Annotated in this window: 20 protein-coding genes; 9 read left to right on the forward strand and 11 right to left on the reverse strand. The window is 72.3% G+C overall.

Annotated features, from left to right (window positions below; all coding sequences use genetic code 11):
* Positions 1-93: 93 nt before the first annotated feature.
* The 6 genes from GA0070622_RS29870 to GA0070622_RS29890 form a co-directional block, all read right to left on the reverse strand.
* Positions 94-966, reverse strand: coding sequence for a PH domain-containing protein (locus GA0070622_RS29870; RefSeq protein WP_091582625.1), 873 nt, complete (start codon positions 964-966; stop codon positions 94-96).
* A 6-nt stretch (positions 967-972) separates the two neighbouring features.
* Positions 973-1,131 (reverse strand): hypothetical protein, encoded by a 159-nt coding sequence (locus GA0070622_RS32770; RefSeq protein ID WP_013283898.1) that lies wholly within the window; start codon positions 1,129-1,131, stop codon positions 973-975.
* A 118-nt stretch (positions 1,132-1,249) separates the two neighbouring features.
* On the reverse strand, positions 1,250-1,948 hold the full coding sequence (locus GA0070622_RS29875) for a DUF6758 family protein (protein ID WP_342672789.1): 699 nt from the start codon (positions 1,946-1,948) through the stop codon (positions 1,250-1,252).
* Positions 1,949-2,037: 89 nt separating this feature from the next.
* Positions 2,038-2,661 (reverse strand): TrmH family RNA methyltransferase, encoded by a 624-nt coding sequence (locus GA0070622_RS29880; protein ID WP_091582631.1) that lies wholly within the window; start codon positions 2,659-2,661, stop codon positions 2,038-2,040.
* A gap of 35 nt (positions 2,662-2,696) precedes the next feature.
* Complete coding sequence (locus GA0070622_RS29885) at positions 2,697-3,188, reverse strand: hypothetical protein (protein ID WP_091584233.1); 492 nt, start codon at positions 3,186-3,188, stop codon at positions 2,697-2,699.
* Between the two features lie 93 nt (positions 3,189-3,281).
* Entirely contained in the window at positions 3,282-3,797 is a 516-nt protein-coding gene (locus GA0070622_RS29890; protein ID WP_091582634.1) for a MaoC family dehydratase, read from the reverse strand.
* 546 nt (positions 3,798-4,343) lie between these two features.
* Here GA0070622_RS29890 and trxA point away from each other — a divergent pair.
* From trxA to GA0070622_RS29905, 3 genes are all read left to right on the forward strand, one after another.
* The gene (trxA, locus tag GA0070622_RS29895; RefSeq protein ID WP_091582637.1) at positions 4,344-4,706 is read left to right on the forward strand and encodes a thioredoxin; all 363 of its coding nucleotides are present in this window, start codon (positions 4,344-4,346) and stop codon (positions 4,704-4,706) included.
* A 142-nt stretch (positions 4,707-4,848) separates the two neighbouring features.
* The gene (locus GA0070622_RS29900) at positions 4,849-5,286 is read left to right on the forward strand and encodes a hypothetical protein (protein WP_091582640.1); all 438 of its coding nucleotides are present in this window, start codon (positions 4,849-4,851) and stop codon (positions 5,284-5,286) included.
* Entirely contained in the window at positions 5,283-6,242 is a 960-nt protein-coding gene (locus GA0070622_RS29905; RefSeq protein ID WP_245666907.1) for an MFS transporter permease, read from the forward strand. Before GA0070622_RS29900 ends, GA0070622_RS29905 begins: the two co-directional genes overlap by 4 nt.
* A 15-nt stretch (positions 6,243-6,257) precedes the next feature.
* Here the strand turns inward: GA0070622_RS29905 and GA0070622_RS29910 are convergent, their stop codons facing one another.
* Positions 6,258-6,677, reverse strand: a complete 420-nt coding sequence (locus GA0070622_RS29910) for a thiol-disulfide oxidoreductase DCC family protein (protein WP_091582643.1) — start codon at positions 6,675-6,677, stop codon at positions 6,258-6,260.
* Between the two features lie 91 nt (positions 6,678-6,768).
* Between GA0070622_RS29910 and GA0070622_RS29915 the strand changes: the two genes are divergently transcribed.
* Positions 6,769-8,802 carry an intein-containing Rv2578c family radical SAM protein gene (locus GA0070622_RS29915; protein WP_091582648.1) on the forward strand — a complete coding sequence of 678 codons (2,034 nt, stop codon included), beginning with the start codon at positions 6,769-6,771 and terminating at the stop codon, positions 8,800-8,802.
* Between the two features lie 26 nt (positions 8,803-8,828).
* Positions 8,829-9,236 carry a CoA-binding protein gene (locus GA0070622_RS29920; protein WP_091582652.1) on the forward strand — a complete coding sequence of 136 codons (408 nt, stop codon included), beginning with the start codon at positions 8,829-8,831 and terminating at the stop codon, positions 9,234-9,236.
* On the opposite strand, the gene GA0070622_RS29925 is transcribed toward GA0070622_RS29920, so the two are convergent.
* Positions 9,193-9,849 carry a TetR/AcrR family transcriptional regulator gene (locus tag GA0070622_RS29925; RefSeq protein WP_091582655.1) on the reverse strand — a complete coding sequence of 219 codons (657 nt, stop codon included), beginning with the start codon at positions 9,847-9,849 and terminating at the stop codon, positions 9,193-9,195. The two genes, GA0070622_RS29920 and GA0070622_RS29925, sit on opposite strands and share 44 nt — an antisense overlap.
* An 88-nt stretch (positions 9,850-9,937) precedes the next feature.
* On the opposite strand from GA0070622_RS29925, the gene GA0070622_RS29930 reads away from it, so the two are divergent.
* On the forward strand, positions 9,938-10,591 hold the full coding sequence (locus GA0070622_RS29930) for a PH domain-containing protein (RefSeq protein ID WP_091582659.1): 654 nt from the start codon (positions 9,938-9,940) through the stop codon (positions 10,589-10,591).
* Positions 10,592-10,636: 45 nt separating this feature from the next.
* On the opposite strand, the gene GA0070622_RS29935 is transcribed toward GA0070622_RS29930, so the two are convergent.
* Entirely contained in the window at positions 10,637-11,833 is a 1,197-nt protein-coding gene (locus GA0070622_RS29935) for an acyl-CoA dehydrogenase family protein (protein WP_091582663.1), read from the reverse strand.
* Between the two features lie 174 nt (positions 11,834-12,007).
* On the opposite strand from GA0070622_RS29935, the gene GA0070622_RS29940 reads away from it, so the two are divergent.
* Entirely contained in the window at positions 12,008-12,415 is a 408-nt protein-coding gene (locus tag GA0070622_RS29940) for a DUF4190 domain-containing protein (RefSeq protein WP_091582666.1), read from the forward strand.
* Positions 12,416-12,419: 4 nt separating this feature from the next.
* Here GA0070622_RS29940 and GA0070622_RS29945 read toward each other — a convergent pair whose 3' ends face one another.
* The gene (locus GA0070622_RS29945) at positions 12,420-13,310 is read right to left on the reverse strand and encodes an SDR family NAD(P)-dependent oxidoreductase (protein WP_091582669.1); all 891 of its coding nucleotides are present in this window, start codon (positions 13,308-13,310) and stop codon (positions 12,420-12,422) included.
* A gap of 116 nt (positions 13,311-13,426) precedes the next feature.
* Here GA0070622_RS29945 and GA0070622_RS29950 point away from each other — a divergent pair, with 116 nt between their 5' ends.
* A complete protein-coding gene (locus GA0070622_RS29950) occupies positions 13,427-13,891 on the forward strand; it encodes a DUF4190 domain-containing protein (protein WP_091582673.1) in 465 nt (154 codons plus the stop codon).
* 55 nt (positions 13,892-13,946) lie between these two features.
* Here the strand turns inward: GA0070622_RS29950 and GA0070622_RS29955 are convergent, their stop codons facing one another.
* The gene (locus GA0070622_RS29955) at positions 13,947-14,903 is read right to left on the reverse strand and encodes an HpcH/HpaI aldolase/citrate lyase family protein (RefSeq protein ID WP_091582678.1); all 957 of its coding nucleotides are present in this window, start codon (positions 14,901-14,903) and stop codon (positions 13,947-13,949) included.
* Positions 14,904-15,030: 127 nt separating this feature from the next.
* Between GA0070622_RS29955 and GA0070622_RS29960 the strand changes: the two genes are divergently transcribed.
* A complete protein-coding gene (locus GA0070622_RS29960; RefSeq protein ID WP_176558732.1) occupies positions 15,031-15,855 on the forward strand; it encodes an SDR family NAD(P)-dependent oxidoreductase in 825 nt (274 codons plus the stop codon).
* Positions 15,856-15,941: the final 86 nt, after the last annotated feature.

Below are 15,941 nucleotides of genomic sequence, written 5' to 3' on the forward strand. Positions count from 1 at the left end.
GCGCCCCCGTCCTGCCTGGCAGGCTCCCATGGCTGGACGGGTGGTCACGTCGGCAAAAGGTGTGCACTTCATCCGATGTTCGGACGAAAAGTTTCAGGCGCCGTCGTCGGCCTTCGCCTCGTCCTGCTCCTTGCCGATCCGCGCCTCCACGGCCTGCGGCTCGTACATCTCCTCGACCACGCGCAGGTAGAGCTCGTTCGGGTTGGGCAGGTTCTTGATCTCGCGGAGCGCCTGCTCCTGACCCGCCGACTCCAGCACGAACGTGCCGTAGTTGAGGGCGCGGCCGGTCGGCGTCTGCTCGTACTTCATGTCGGTGACCCGGACCAGCGGCATCATCGCGACCCGCCGGGTGATGATCCCGTTGACCACCATCACCCGCTTGTTGGTCAGGATGAAGCGGTCGTACCACCAGTCGGCGACCCGCCAGGCGACCCAGCCCATCACCCCGAACCAGAGCAGCACCGCGACCGTGGTGAGCGCGCCGACGTCCCGCCCGGCGAGGAAGCCGGAGAGGTAGCCGAGCACGAAGGTGGCCGCGACGCCGACGATGATCGGCGTGGTCAGGTGCACCCAGTGGCGCTTCCACTCACCGCGGAAGCGCTCGGTCGGGAAGAGGTAGCGGGCCGCCAGCGCGCTCGGCTCGTCCTCCATCGGCAGCACCCGGCGCGGCGCCATGCCGGAGGCGTCGGCCCGGAGACCGGCCAGCTCCTCCTCGGAGATCGGCTGCTCGGGGTAGCCCTCCGGGTCGCGCGCCCAGCCACGACCGGAGCGACCCTCGCCCGCGTAGCCGGGTCCGTCGCCGAAGGCGGCGTCGTCCGACAGGGAGGGTCCGCCGCCGTAGGCGGGGCCGGCGCCGTAACCGGGACCGTCGTCCGGGTCGATCCGGGGGATCGGCTCGGTGTCGCGCTCCCGGCGTGCCCGGTCGGGATCGTCCGGGTCGTAGGGTGGACCGGAGGGGCTTCCCATGTGCGGTTAGGCGACCAGGTTGGTGAAGAAGTCGCCGAAGCCCTGTGCGATGTCCATGATGCCGCCGCCCAGGGACTTGAAGACGTCGGCGGCGGAGTTGGGCCGGTACGCAACGAAGAAGATCAAGAATGCGATGCCGGCCCAGGTGAGGACCTTCTTGACCATAGCGGGCCATCCTCTCGCGCGGAGCCGGGTCCGTTTACCGCAGCGGCACCCAGAGTATCAGCATGGTGTCTGTCCGTGAATATCTGCGTCCGCTCCCCGACTCGCCGGTGCCGGCCGGTCAGGCCTGCCCGTGCAGGTACGGGGACGGTGCGCCGTACACGAGTTCGGGCGGTGTCCACTCGGTGAGGTCGTGCAGCACGACTTCTTCCGCGAGGAGGTGACCCGCACTCGCCGGCCAGGCTATCGCATGGAGCCACATTCCCCGAGCCTCGCCGGCGTACGCACTTCGATCCGTTTCGGAACGGACGAGCCACAGTGGAGTGGGATGGCCGCCCACCCGGATCTTCGCGTGCGGCAGACGCTCGGGGTGACCAGGGCCGGGATCGGTCAGCGCCTCCTCGACCTGCGGGCCGGGGTCGGGGCCGGGCAGTCCCGCGAAGCGGGAACCGAGACCGACGCCGGGTTCCTCGGCGACGAAGATCAGGTCGGCCGGTCCACCGTCGAGCGGGGCCGGGCCGGCGCAGGCGACCACGGTGGCGCGGACCCCGGCCCGGTCGTCGCCGGCCCAGGCCACCCCGGTCAGCGTCCAGCCCGGCGGCAGTGGCCACGGGCACCACAGCGGCATGCCGGGCCGGTCGGCCGGCTCCCCGTCGGCGGCCACCCGCTCCACCACGCTGGCCATGATCTCGGCGCCGATGTGCTCCGGCACGTGCAGGGGCGCGACCGGCCCGCAGCGCAGGCACCGGTACTCGCCGTGCATCAGGTCGGGCTCGCGTACCGGGCCCGCGCACTTCGGACAACTCACCGCGACAGTCACGTCCTCACCGTCACCCCGGGCCGGCGAGGCGTCAAGCGGGGCGGGCCGACCGGCGTGGGATTTCCGCCCGACGGCGGACCCGCGGCGCGTCAGTCCGGCGGCGGACCCGCGTGCGACCGGATCCACGCGTGCATGGCGATGCCGCTGGCCACGCCCGCGTTGACGGAACGGGTGGAGCCGTACTGGGCGATCGAGAACAGCGTGTCGCAGGCCGTCCGGGCCACCGGGGACAGCCCCGGGCCCTCCTGGCCGAAGAGCAGCACGCAGCGGCGCGGCAGGACGCTGGTCTCCAGCGGCCGGGAGCCGGGCAGGTTGTCGATCCCGACCACCGGCAGCCGCTCCCCGGCCGCCCAGGCGACGAACTCCTCGATCGTCGGGTGGTGCCGGACGTGCTGGTAGCGGTCGGTCACCATGGCGCCCCGGCGGTTCCACCGGCGCCGCCCGACGATGTGCACCTCGGCGGCGAGGAAGGCGTTGGCGTTGCGGACCACGGTGCCGATGTTGAAGTCGTGCTGCCAGTTCTCGATCGCCACGTGGAAGTCGTGCCGCCGCCGGTCCAGGTCGGCCACCACGGCCTCCCGCCGCCAGTAGCGGTAGCGGTCGACCACGTTGCGCCGGTCGCCGGCCGCGAGCAGCTCCGGGTCGTAGCGAGGGTCGTCCGGCGGGTCACCGGGCCAGGGCCCCACACCCACGTCGAGCTGGTCGTCGGTCACGGTCTGCAGAGGGTACGGCCCGCCGGCGCCGGCGGTCAGCGCAGGTCGAGCGCCCCGCCCAACCGGTCCAGAAACCGGCGGTCGGCGGGACTCGGCGGAAGGTCGTCGGCCCGGCACACCCGGGCCGCCACCGACTCCACCCACTGCCGGTAGGCGGCCGAGTCCGCCGGATCGGCGCGGCGGCGCAGCACCCGTACCGCGGCCCGCGCGGCGGCGAGCAGGTCGACCAGGTCGGTGAGGCGCTCGTCCCGGACGGCGGCCCCGTCGTGGCGGGCGTAGATGGCGGTGACCACGGCCCGGATCAGATCGCTGTCGAAGGCCCGGCCGGCGGCCACCGCGTCCAGGCCGGCCAGTCCGGCGGCGACGCCGCGGGGCGGACGCCCGGGACCGGGCGAGGCGGCGGCGACGAGGACTCGACCCGGCAGGTCGGTGAGCAGGTCCCACTCCGCAGCCGAGTAGGCGGCGGTGGTGAGCGGTGCGGCACGGCGACCGGCAGAGGGCGGCTCTCCGGCGACGGAGTGGCTCATGGGGACCTCCAGCCAGAGCATATGCCCCGGAAGAGGGTCAGGGCCCCGTCCCCGCGGAACGGGTACGGGGCCCTGCCGGCCGGGGTGCGCGGATCAGCGCGGCTCGGGGAAGCTCGGACGCTCCGGGTCGACGCCGGCCGGGACGGCGGCGGCCGCGTACTCCTTCTTCGGGACCATGACCTTGCGACGGAACACGCAGACCATCGTGCCGTCCTGGTTGTAGCCGCGGGTCTCCACCGCGACCACGCCGCGGTCGGGCTTCGAGGCCGACTCCCGCTTGTCCAGCACGGTGGTCTCGCCGTAGATCGTGTCGCCGTGGAAGGTCGGTGCGACGTGCCGCAACGACTCGATCTCCAGGTTGGCGATCGCCTTGCCGCTGACGTCGGGCACCGACATGCCGAGCAGCAGCGAGTAGATGTAGTTGCCGACCACCACGTTGCGCTTGAACTGGGAGGCGGACTCCGCGTAGTGGGCGTCCATGTGGAGCGGGTGGTGGTTCATCGTGAGCAGGCAGAAGAGGTGGTCGTCGTACTCGGTGACCGTCTTGCCCGGCCAGTGCCGGTAGACCGCGCCGACCTCGAACTCCTCGTAGTAGCGGCCGAACTGCATCCTTGTCCCCTTCGACGGGCGGCGATGGAGTTCGGCACAGCATGCCTTACCGCTTGTTAAGGCGAGAACGGGGGCGCTCCCCCGGCGGAAAAGTCACACCGGGCGCCACCTGGGTGGAGACGCAATGAGCGGCGGGGCCCTCCCCGGCACCCGCCGCCCACGCTCTGATGTGAGAGATTCTGCCGTACGACGGTACGGTGACGACAGAGACGGACGTCACATTTATCTTTTCGTAACACTACTCACCGTCACCGTCGACCCCCCGGGAAGCGATCTCCGCAGGCCCGATCCCCGCTCGTCAGAGGGCAAGTTACCGATTCGTAGCCGAAACAGAGCGCGATCTCCTTGGAAACGCTCCCATCACGTCCCGTCACGCAAATGCGGCCTGCACTTGCGTTCCGCACGGCCGCTTGTACAGATGGACCTCGATGTGCCCTGGGTCACCGTCGGGCTGCGCAGCGTTTCGTCGCGCAGGTCACGGGAATTCCCATGGATCGACCCTGGTTCCACCGGACGTACAGCAATCCGCGGTGATCGGAGAGAGCAATGGCAACGGTTGAGCTGACCACGGCCAACTTCGACGAGGTGACCGGGCGCGACGGCATCGTCCTGCTCGACTTCTGGGCGGACTGGTGCGGTCCGTGCAAGCGCTTCGCCCCCGTCTACGAGCGCTCCTCGGAGAAGCACCCGGAGATCGTCTTCGGCAAGGTCGACACCGAGGCGCAGCAGGAGTTGGGCGCCAAGTTCAACATCAGCTCCATCCCGACCGTGATGGCGATCCGGGACGGCGTGATCGTCTTCGCCCAGCCCGGCGCCCTGCCCGAGTCGGCGCTGGAGAACCTGATCGAGCAGGTGCAGCAGCTGGACATGGACGACGTCCGCAAGAAGCTGGCCGAGCACAAGCACTGAGCACTTTCCGCCGCCGGCCGGGCCCGACCACGGGCCCGGCCGGCGGCGTGTCACGTCCGCGTGGCACGGTCGGGACGGGCAGCGAGAATTGGCCGATTGAGGGACAGATTCGGGCGCTTCCCTCCCGTAGCGTCACGACGCGATGGAGACCTTGACCACCCGCGGGCGCGCCGTCCGGTTGGGCGCCACCCTGCTCGGGGCGGCGCTGCTCCTTCTCGGCACGGTCTACGGCACCGACGACGACTTCCCGTTCGGACCGTTCCGGATGTACTCCACCTCCGACCCGCCGAACGCGCCCGCGCCGGACACCCGGGTGGAGGGCGTCGACCGCACCGGGGCGGTGGTGTCCCTCGGCCAGGAGGCCACCGGCATCCGCCGGGCCGAGATCGAGGGCCAGCAGGACCGGTACGCGAGCGACCCGAGTCTGCTGCGCACCGTCGCCGAGGCGTACGCCGAACGCCACCCCGACGCCCCGGCGTTGGTCGAGGTGCGGATCGTGGTCCGCTGGTACGACATCCAGGGCGGACGCCCGACCGGCGAGTGGACCGACCGCACCGCCGTGCGGTGGGAGACCGGATGACCGGCTGGCTCACCGAGGCGGTGCCGCGCGGCCGGGTGGCCGCCTTCCGCACCCTCGTCTACCTCTTCGTCGCCGCCGACCTGGTCGTGTTCACCCCCTGGGTACGCACCCGCGTCGACGTCCCGGGCGACCTCTACCAGCCGCTGCTCGTGGGCCGGCTGCTCCCGCTGCCCACGCCCACCCCCGCCCTGGTCGGTGTGGTCTTCTGGGTGCTGCTGGTCGCCGCGCTGCTGGCCGCCACCGGCCGCGCGCCACGGCTGCTCGGCTGGACGGTCTTCGCGCTCTACTTCGAGTGGATGATCGTGGCGATGAGCTACGGCAAGGTCGACCACGACCGGTTCGGGCTCCTCGTGGCGCTGGCCGTGCTGCCCACCGCCGGCCGGGCCCGCCACGGGGACCCGACCCGCACCGAGGCGGGCGGATGGGCGCTGCGCGTCACCCAGATCGCGGTCATCTGCACCTACTTCCTCGCCGCCTGGGCCAAGTTCCGCTTCGGCGGCCTGGACTGGGCCACCGGTTCGGTGCTGGCCCGGGCGATCATCCGCCGGGGCACCGATCTCGCCGACCTGATCGCGCAGGTCCCGCACCTGCTGATCGTGGCCCAGTTCGGCATCCTGGCGTTCGAGCTGCTCAGCCCGCTGGTGTTCGTGCTCCCGGCCCGGTGGCGGCCGGCCGTCGTCGGCTTCTTCTACTCGTTCCACCTGGTGACCGTCGCGACGATCACCATCTCGTTCGCGCCGCACCTGGTGGCGATGACCAGCTTCCTGCCGCTGGAGAAGGTCCGCCCGGTGGTGCTGGCCCGGCGCCTGCTCGGCCGCGGCGACCGCCCGGCCGCTCCCGCCGTCGCCGACGGCCCCCGCTCCGCGCCGTCGGCCGATCCGGCTCCCGCCGCGTCCGCCTCGACGGCCCGGACGGCCGCACCGGACCCGACCGCCGGTTCCACTTCCGGCGGCTGAGGGACGGCCGACCGGTCAGGGGGTCGGGTCGGGGCGGCCGGTCGGGCCGTACAACCGCTCCCGGGCCTCCTGGGGCAGCGCGCACGCGGCCGTCCCGCCCGGCATCCGGTGGCGATTGCGGGCCACCCAGCGGTACGCCGGCCAGGCGGCGGCGCGTACCGGCGCGAAGCGCAGCCCGGCCCCCGCGACCCGCCAGATCGGCCCGCTGTCGCCGAGCAACCGGGCGATGGCGTCCGGCCCGGCGGCGCGGGAGCCGTCCGCGCCCACCCACTGGACCGCCTCCTCGCACTCGGCCTCCGTCAGGCCCAGCGCCGACAGGTCGGCGAACTGCCACGGCACCACGCGGGCCCCGGTGGGGATCCGGCGCTCGATGAACTGCGCGCAGCTGGTGCAGAACGCGCAGTCGCCGTCGTAGACGAAGGTCGACGTCTCCATGCCTCCATCCTGCACCCGCCCCGGGCGTGGCGGCGGCCGGTGTCCGGCGCGTCACTTGCGCATCGTTCGTACACGTGTTCGAATGAAGCCCATGCGCTGGGACAACCTCTCCGCTCCCCCGGACGAGGGGGCTCCTGACCGGGCAGCGCCGGCGGCTCCACCCCTGCCGCTGGCGCTGCCCCACGCGGTCGCCCGCACGTTCGACACCCCCGACTTCGCCGGCATGACCTTCTACGAGGTGCAGGCAAAGTCGATCATCAACCGGGTGCCCGGGCAGTCCCGCGTGCCGTTCGAGTGGACGATCAATCCCTACCGGGGCTGCTCCCACGCGTGCACCTACTGCCTGTCCGGTGACACGCCGATCCTGATGGCGGACGGTCGCACCCGGGCGATCAGCGAGCTGGAGCCCGGCGACCGGATCTACGGCACCGAGCGGCGGGGCGCCTACCGCCACTACGTCGTCACCACGGTGCTCGACAAGTGGTCGACGGTGAAGCGGGCCCACCGGGTCACGCTGGCCGACGGCACGACGCTGGTGGCCAGCGGCGACCACCGGTTCCTGACCGAACGCGGCTGGAAGCACGTCACCGGCAGCATGCGCGGCGGGGCGCGACGCCCCTACCTAACCACCCGCAACCGCCTGCTCGGCACCGGGCGGTTCGCCGTCGCGCCGAAGCGCTCGACCGACTACCGCCGGGGCTACCTGCACGCGCTGGTGCGCGGCGCCGACCGGCCCGGCACCCGGTTCCGGTTGGCCACCTCCGCGACCGAGGCGCTGGAGCGGGCGGAGCGGTTCCTCGCCGACGCCGGGGTCGACGTCGAGCAGACGAGCGGCCGGGGCGGTCGCCGGGCGGCGACGGCGATGCGGACGACCGGCTCGGCCCTGGTCGGGGCCGTCGCCGACCTGGTCCGGCCGCCGGACGAGCCGACCGACGACTGGCGGCTGGGTTTCCTCGCCGGCCTGTTCGACGCCGCCGGGAGTTGCCGCCGAGGCGTGTTTCGGATCGGCGTCGCCGACGACCGGCGCTGCCGCCACGCCGCCGAGGCCCTCGACCGGTTCGCCTTCCGCTGGGTGCGCGACGAGCCGGGCAACCGCACCGGGTCGTGCCAGCTCCGGCTGACCGGCGGCCTGCCGGAGCGACTGCGCTTCTTCCACCTGACCGACCCGGCCGCCACCGGGCGCCGCTCGATCGAGGGCACGGCGCTCAAGTGCGCGGCCCGGCTCCAGGTGACAGCGGTCGAGGATCTCGGCTTGGAGCTGCCGCTGTGGGACATCACCACCGGCACCGGCGACTTCATCGCCAACGGGGTGGTCAGCCACAACTGCTTCGCCCGCAACACGCACACCTACCTCGACCTCGACGCCGGGGCGGACTTCGACCGCAAGGTGGTCGTCAAGGTCAACGCGGGCGAGCTGGTCCGCCGGGAGCTGTCCGCCCCACGCTGGCGCGGCGCGCACGTCGCCATGGGCACCAACGTGGACTGCTACCAGCGGGCCGAGGGGCGCTACCGTCTGATGCCGCCGATCCTGGAGGCGCTGCGCGACTTCGCCAACCCGTTCTCCATCCTCACCAAGGGCACGCTGCTGCTGCGCGATCTGCCGCTGCTGCGCCAGGCCGCCGAGGTGACCCGGGTCGGGTTGTCCTACTCGGTGGGCTTCGTCGACGAGGCGCTCTGGCGGGTCGCCGAGCCGGGCACGCCCAGCCCGCGCCGGCGGCTGGACGCGGTCCGCCGGCTGACCGACGCCGGCTTCGCGGTCGGGGTGCTGATGGCCCCGATCCTGCCCGGCCTCAGCGACGACGAGGAGTCGATCGACGCGACCGTGGCCGCGATCGCCGCCTCCGGCGCGTCCGGCGTGACCCCGCTGGCGCTGCACCTGCGCCCGGGCGCGCGGGAGTGGTACGCGCGCTGGCTGGCCCGGGAGTTCCCGCACCTGGTGCCCCGCTACCGCCAGCTCTACCGGGCCGGGGCCTACGCGCCGCAGGCCTACCAGCGGGAGGTGACCGCGCGGGTGCGGATGGCGGCCCGCCGGCACGGGCTGCACCGGGGCGAGACCGGCGACAACCACCGGTTGCCGGAGACGCCGCCGCCGGCCCCGGCCGCCGAACAGCTCTCGCTGCTGTGACCGGGTCGGCGGGTTAGTCTCGGCGAATGCGTTCCGCCCAGCAGCTCCTCGCCGACTCCGCCGTGATCGCCGTCGTCGGGGCCTCCCGCGACCCGGGCAAGGCCGCGCACCGCGTACCGCTGGAGATGCAGCGGCACGGCTGGCGGATCATCCCGGTGAACCCGACGGTGGACGAGCTGTTCGGCGAGAAGGCCTACCCGACGCTGGCCGACATCCCGCACCCGGTCGACCTGGTGGACGTGTTCCGGCCCGCGCGGGACGCGGTCGAGGTGGTGCGGCAGGCGGTGGCGATCGGCGCGCCGGCGGTCTGGTTGCAGCTCGGGATCGTCTCCGCCGAGGCGCGGCGGATCGCCGAGGAGGCCGGCATCGACTACGTCGAGGACAGGTGCCTCATCGTCGAGCGGGCCGCCGCCGGGCTGTCCCGTCGCGGCTGAGGGCACCGGGCGACAGCTCGGGGCCGAAGAGCAGGTCGAGCTGGGCGTCGAGCGCGGCCAGCGCGGTCTCCGGGGGATAGTGGCCGCCGAGCACGTAGATGCCGAGCCCCTCCATCACGGCGAGCAGCCCGACCGCGGCCCGTTCCGGGTCCAGCCGGCCGTCCGCCACGAGCGGTGACCCGGCGGCGATCTGCCCGGTCACGAACGCCAGCAGCGCGGCCGTCTCGTCGTGCAGCGCGGCGGCCACCGCTGGCCGGACGGCGGTGTACGCGAGGAAGGCCAGGGCCACCCGGCCGTCCACACGCCGCTCCTCGTCCAGCGGCAGCAGCTCGGCCAGCATGGTCCGCAGCAGCGTGCGGGGCGCCGGCGTCGCGCCGAGCGGCTCGACCGCCCGGCGGATCCGGGCCTCGTTGCGCTCGCGCACCACGGCGAGCGCGAAGACCATCATCTCGTCCCGGGTACGGAAGTAGTGCTGCACCATCCCGGGGCTGACCTCGGCCGCGGCGGCGACGTGACGCAGGCTAACCGCCTCCAGCCCCTGCTCGGCCGCGACCCGCATCAACGCGTCGGCGATCAGCGCGCGACGCTCCCGGTGGTCGACCCGCTTCGGCATGCCCCCATAGTTTCACAATACGACTGCATTGACACGCCGCCGAGGACATTTTACATTACGACTGCATTGAAAACGAGGGGGTGCGGTGATGAGGCGGGCGTTCCGGCTGGCGCGGCGCGTGGTGGCGTACGAGTGGGGCATGTGGCGCAGCCTCACCCGGTGGATCCTGCGCCGGCCGTACCCGGTGGCGCCGGGCGCGGAGACCTACGCCTACGTCGGCGGGGTGCAGGCGATCCTGCTAGCCTTCATCGTCCTGTCCACGATCGAGATCCCGGTCCTCGACGTGATCCTGCGGCACACCGTCGACCAGCCGACGGTGCGGCACGCGGCGATCGGGCTCGGGGTGTGGGGCGTGCTGTGGATGGTCGGGCTGCTGGCCAGCCTCCGAATCCACCCGCACGTCGTCGACGACGCCGGCCTGCGGGTGCGCAACGGCGTCTCGATCGACGTCACGATCCCGTGGACCGCCGTCGCCGAGGTGTCGTTCCGTCGCCGCTCGCTGCCGTCCAGCCGGGCCGTCCAGTACGACGCGGACGACCCGGCGGTGCTCAACCTCGGCGTCGGCAGCCAGACCGCGATCGACGTGGTGCTGCGCGAGCCGCTGTCGGTGCCGCTGCCGAAGGGACCGAGCGCGCCGGTGCGGGAGATCCGGCTGTACGCCGACGAGCCGGCCGCACTGGTCGAACGCGCCCGCCGGCACCTGCCCGCCACCGACCACGTCACGCGCCGGCCGACGCGTTAAGAGGGGACCCCTGCTCTACCGGAGACGTTAAGAAGGGGCCCTTCCTTACAGCTTGTACTCCTTGAGCAGGCCGCGGGAGATGATCGTCTTCTGGATCTCCGAGGTGCCCTCGCCGATCAGCAGGAACGGCGCCTCGCGCATCAGGCGCTCGATCTCGTACTCCTTGGAGTAGCCGTAGCCGCCGTGGATGCGGAACGCCTCCTGGACCACCTCGGCGCAGTATTCCGAGGCGAGCAGCTTGGCCATGCCCGCCTCGACGTCGTTGCGCTGACCGGCGTCCTTGAGTCGGGCCGCGTTGACCATGAGGGAGTGCGCGGCCTCGATCTTGGTGCCCATCTCGGCGAGCTTGAACGCGATCGCCTGGTGCCGGGCGAGCGGCTGGCCGAACGTCTTGCGCTGCTGGGCGTACGCGACGGCCAGCTCGAACGCGCGGATCGAGATGCCGCAGGCGCGGGCGGCGACGTTGACCCGGCCCACCTCGATGCCGTCCATCATCTGGTAGAAGCCGCGGCCGACCTTCTCCTCGCCGCCGAGCACGGCGGAGGTCGGGACGGTGACGCCGTCGAGCACCATCTCGGTGGTCTCGACGCCCTTGTAGCCCATCTTGTCGATCTTGCCGGGGATGGTCAGGCCGGGCGCGGTCTCGCCGAAGCCGGGCTCCTTCTCCAGCAGGAAGGTGCTCATGTTGCCGTAGACCGAGTCGGCCCCGGTGTCGGTCTTGACCAGGGTGGCCACCACCGACGAGTACGCCCCGTTGGTCAGCCACATCTTCTGGCCGTTCAGGACGTAGGAGTCGCCGTCGCGGACCGCCTTCGATTTGATCGCCGACACGTCCGAGCCGCACTCGGGCTCCGACATGGAGAACGCGCCGCGCACCTCGCCGGTCGCCATCCGGGGCAGCAGCCGGGCCTTCTGGTCGGCCGAGCCGTGCTGCGAGATCAGGTACGCCACGATGAAGTGGGTGTTGACGATGCCGGAGATCGACATCCAGCCCCGGGACAGCTCCTCGACCACGAGCGCGTAGGTCAGCAGGGACTCGCCCAGACCGCCGTACTCCTCGTCGATGGTGAGGCCGAACAGCCCCATCTCGCGCATCCCGTCGAGGATGTCGGCGGGGTACTCGTCGGCGTGCTCCAGCCGCTGGGCGTGCGGAATGATCTCCTTGTCGGCGAACTCCCGGACGGTTTCCAGGATCGACCGCTGCACGTCGGTCAGGCCGGGCGTCTGGGCGAGTCGGGCCATCTCAGCCTCCGGGGTCGGCGCATTACTCATGGGTAACTGAACGCTCGGTCAGTATCGGCCCCGGGACCGGCCGCGCCAAGGTGACCAGTCCACACAACCGCTGTGAAAAGGTTCACCGCTGCGGGTAGCGTCCGCAAGAGAGAGGGCCGTTGACCTGCGATCCGGGGGGCGTACGTGACCGACGAGCAGCCACCGTCGCCGTACGAGCCGCCGGGCCACGGCCAGCCCTACGGGCAGCCGCAGTACGGGCAGCAGCACCCGCAGTGGGGACAGCAGCCGCCGTACGCCCCGCAGCCGCCCTACGGCCAGTACGGCCCGTCCGGCCCGGGGCAGCGCCCCCGCGGCGGCCCGAACGTGCTCGCCATCCTGTCCCTGGTCTTCGCGTTCGTCTTCGCGCCGGCCGGCATCGTCTGCGGCCACCTGGCCAAGCGGCAGATCCGGCAGACCGGCGAGGAGGGCGACCAGCTCGCCACCTGGGGCCTGATCCTCAGCTACGTCTTCACCGTGCTCGGCGTGATCGCGTGCTGCGGCTGGATCGGGCTGGCCATCTGGGCCAACTCCGACAACGGCACCGGCTACTGACCGCTCAGCGGAACTGCGCCTCGCGGACGCTGTTGCCGCCGTCGACCACCAGCATCTGCCCGGTGATGTACGACGCGGCCGGTGAGCAGAGGAAGGCGATGGCGGCGGCCACCTCGTCCGGCGTGCCCGGGCGCCCCACCGGCGTGCCGTGCCCCTGCTTGATCTCGGCCAGGGTGGACGCCGCGGTGTGGATGATGCCGGGCGCCACCGCGTTGACGGTCACCCCGTCGGCGATCATCTCCATCGCCAGCGCCCGGGTCAGCCCGACCACGCCGGCCTTCGCCGCCGCGTAGCCCGCCTCGGTGGGCAGCGCGTTGACCGGCCCGGCCGTGGCGGCCAGGTTGACGATCCGCCCCCAGCCCCGCTCGGCCATGCCCACGATGAACGCGCGGCTGCACAGGAACGCGGTGGTCAGGTTGCGGTCGATCTCGCCGCGCCACTCGTCGTAGGTCAGCTGGGCCACCGGCCGCAGCACCTCCGGGCTGGCCCGGCTCGCCAGGCCGGCGTTGTTGACCAGCACCTCGACGTCGCCGAGCTGCTCGGCCACGGCGTCGGCGAGCGCGCCGACCTCGGACTCGTCGGTGAGGTCGGCGACGAAGCCGGTGACGCCCAGCTCGCCGGCGCGGTCGTGGATCCGGCGGGTGGTCGACACGATCGCCACCCGGGCGCCCAGGTCGGCCAGCCGGCGCGCGGTCGCGTACCCGATGCCGTCGGCGCTGCCCGCGCCGGTGACCAGGGCGACCCGGCCGTCCAGGCGCATGGTGGCCGTCTCCGGGAGCGGCTCGGACCGTTCCTGGTCGGCGGCGCCCGTCGGCTCGCCGCCGCGCGGGCGGCGCACCGACCCCGGCCGGCTCATGTCCCGTCGCGACCGACCACCACGCGCGTCAAGTGCCATGTCGAGGATCCTGCCCGCTGTGGACCTTCCGGGCAACGCGGCACCCGGAAAGGGGGTCCTCCGTGTTGCGCCCGGGTGGCTACCCTGACCCGGACCACGTACCTGGAGATGATCAGATGAGCTATCCCCCACCCCCCGGTGGTTGGCAGGACCCGCAGTCGAGCCCGCCGGTCGACCCGTACGCGCCGGTCGACCCGTACGCGGTCGCGAAGTCGCCCTACCCGCAGCCCGCCGGAGACCCGTACGCGGTGCCCGGCGGCTACCCGCCGCCCGGGGCGTACCCGCCGCCGGGCGCCTACCCGGGTTACGCGCCGCCGACCAGCAAGACGAACTCGCTGGCCATCGTGGCGCTGGTGCTCTCGCTGGTCGGCTTCACCTCCTGCATCACCGCCCCGATCGGCGCGATCATGGGCCATGTCGCGCGCAAGCAGATCCGGGAGACCGGTGAGCAGGGCGAGGGCATGGCCAAGGCGGCCATCATCGTGGGCTGGATCCTCACCGCCCTGCTGGTCGCCCTGATCGTCTTCTACATCGTGATGATCGTGATCGCGGTCAACTCGGACAGCTCCAGCAGCTACTGACGCGCGCGGGCCGCCCCCGGCGAGGGGGCGGCCCGGCGACGTCAGCGGCGTGCGGTCACTCGGTGGGCGGGGTGAACGACGAGGTACGGGTCATGCCCGCGGCCCGGCCCTTGGCCGCGACCACCAGCGCCATCTTGCGGGACGCCTCGTCGATCATCTCGTCGCCGAGCATCACCGCGCCGAGCTTCCCGCCCGCCTCCGAGGTGTAGAAGTCGTACGCGTCGAGGATCAGCTCGGCGTGGTCGTAGTCGGCCTGCGCCGGCGAGTAGACCTCGTTGGCCGCGTCGATCTGGCCGGGGTGCAGCACCCACTTGCCGTCGAAGCCCAGCGCGGCCGAGCGCTTCGCCACCTCGCGGAACGCGTCCACGTCCCGGATCTGCAGGAACGGGCCGTCGATGGCCTGCTTGTCGTGCATCCGGGCGGCCATCAGGATGCGCATCAGGATGTAGTGGTAGGGATCGCCCGGGTAGTCCGGGATCAGCGCGCCGACCACCAGCGACTTCATGTTGATCGAGGCCATGAAGTCGGCCGGACCGAAGATGATGGTCTCCACCCGGGGCGAGGCGGCCGCGATGGCGTCCACGTTGACCAGACCGGCGGCGTTCTCGATCTGCGCCTCGATGCCGATCCGGCCCACCTCCAGACCGAGCGTCTTCTCGATCTGGGTGAGCAGCAGGTCCAGCCAGTGCACCTGCTCCGCGTTCTGCACCTTCGGCAGCATGATGCAGTCCAGGTTCGCCCCGGCGCCCTCGACCACCTCGATGACGTCCCGGTAGGTCCACGGCGTGGTCAGGTCGTTCACCCGGACCACCCGGGTCTTGCCGGTCCAGTCGCCGTCGTTCAGCGCGGCCACGATGTTCTTGCGCGCGTCCGGCTTGGCCAGCGGGGCGACCGCGTCCTCCAGGTCGAGGAAGACCTGGTCGGCGGGGAGACCCTGGGCCTTGCCCAGCATCTTGACGCTGGAGCCGGGTACCGCGAGGCAGGACCGGCGGGGGCGACCGACAACGGCCATGGATGCGCTCCTTCCAGCGTCCGGCCGTACGGGGCCGACGCGGGCGGTGGATGTCGAGAACTTAACGATCCCAAAGGGCGTGGTGACGCCACGGTAACCTCGTGCCGTGACCGGGGTGAATGGACCTGTGGAAGATCTCACTGAGCGTCGGATCGTGGTGCTGACCGGGGCCAGTTCGGGCATCGGGCTGGCCGCCGCCGTCGAGCTGGCCCGCCGTGGCGACCAGGTGGTGCTGGTCGGCCGCGACCCGGCCCGGCTGCGGGCCGCCGGGGAGCGGGTGCGCGAGTCCTGCGGCGAGCAGCCGGAGCTGTTCCGCGCCGACTTCGCCGTGCTCGACGACGTACGCGGGCTCGCCGAGCGGCTGCGCGAGCACTACGACCGGATCGACGTGCTGGCCAACAACGCCGGCGCGATCGCCCTCGAACCGATCACCACGGTCGACGGCTTCGAGCTGAGCATGCAGGCCAACCACCTGGCCCCGTTCCTGCTCAGCAACCTGCTCGCCGACCGGGTCCGCCGGATGGTGGTGACCGCCTCCGACGCGCACCGCAGCGGCGTGCTCGACCCCGACGACCTGAACGCGTCGCTGCGCCACTACCGGCCGTTCCGCGCCTACGGCACCAGCAAGCAGGCGAACATCCTGTTCACCGCCGAGGCCGCGCGGCGCTGGCCGGAGCTGCCGGCGTACGCGTTCCACCCCGGCGTGGTGCGCACCCGCTTCGGCAACGAGAGCCGCCTGGTGGCGCTCGGCATGCGCCTGCTGCCGTTCCGCAGCCCGGAGAAGGGCGCGGAGACGCTGGTCTGGCTCGCCCGCCAGGACCCGTCCCGGCTGGTGGACGGCGGCTACTACGCCGACCGCAAGCCGCACCGGCCCCGGCCGAAGGCGGCCGACCCGGCGTTGGCGGCGCGGCTCTGGACGGCCAGCGCGAAGGCGGTCGGCATCGACGCCTGAGGGGATCCGCCCACCGGATCGCCGCCCGAGGCGTCGCCGCCCCGGCACGTCGCCGGCGGGGTCGCCGCGGGGTCGCCCGCGCTGCC

The organism is Micromonospora sediminicola (assembly GCF_900089585.1).
GTDB lineage: Bacteria > Actinomycetota > Actinomycetes > Mycobacteriales > Micromonosporaceae > Micromonospora > Micromonospora sediminicola.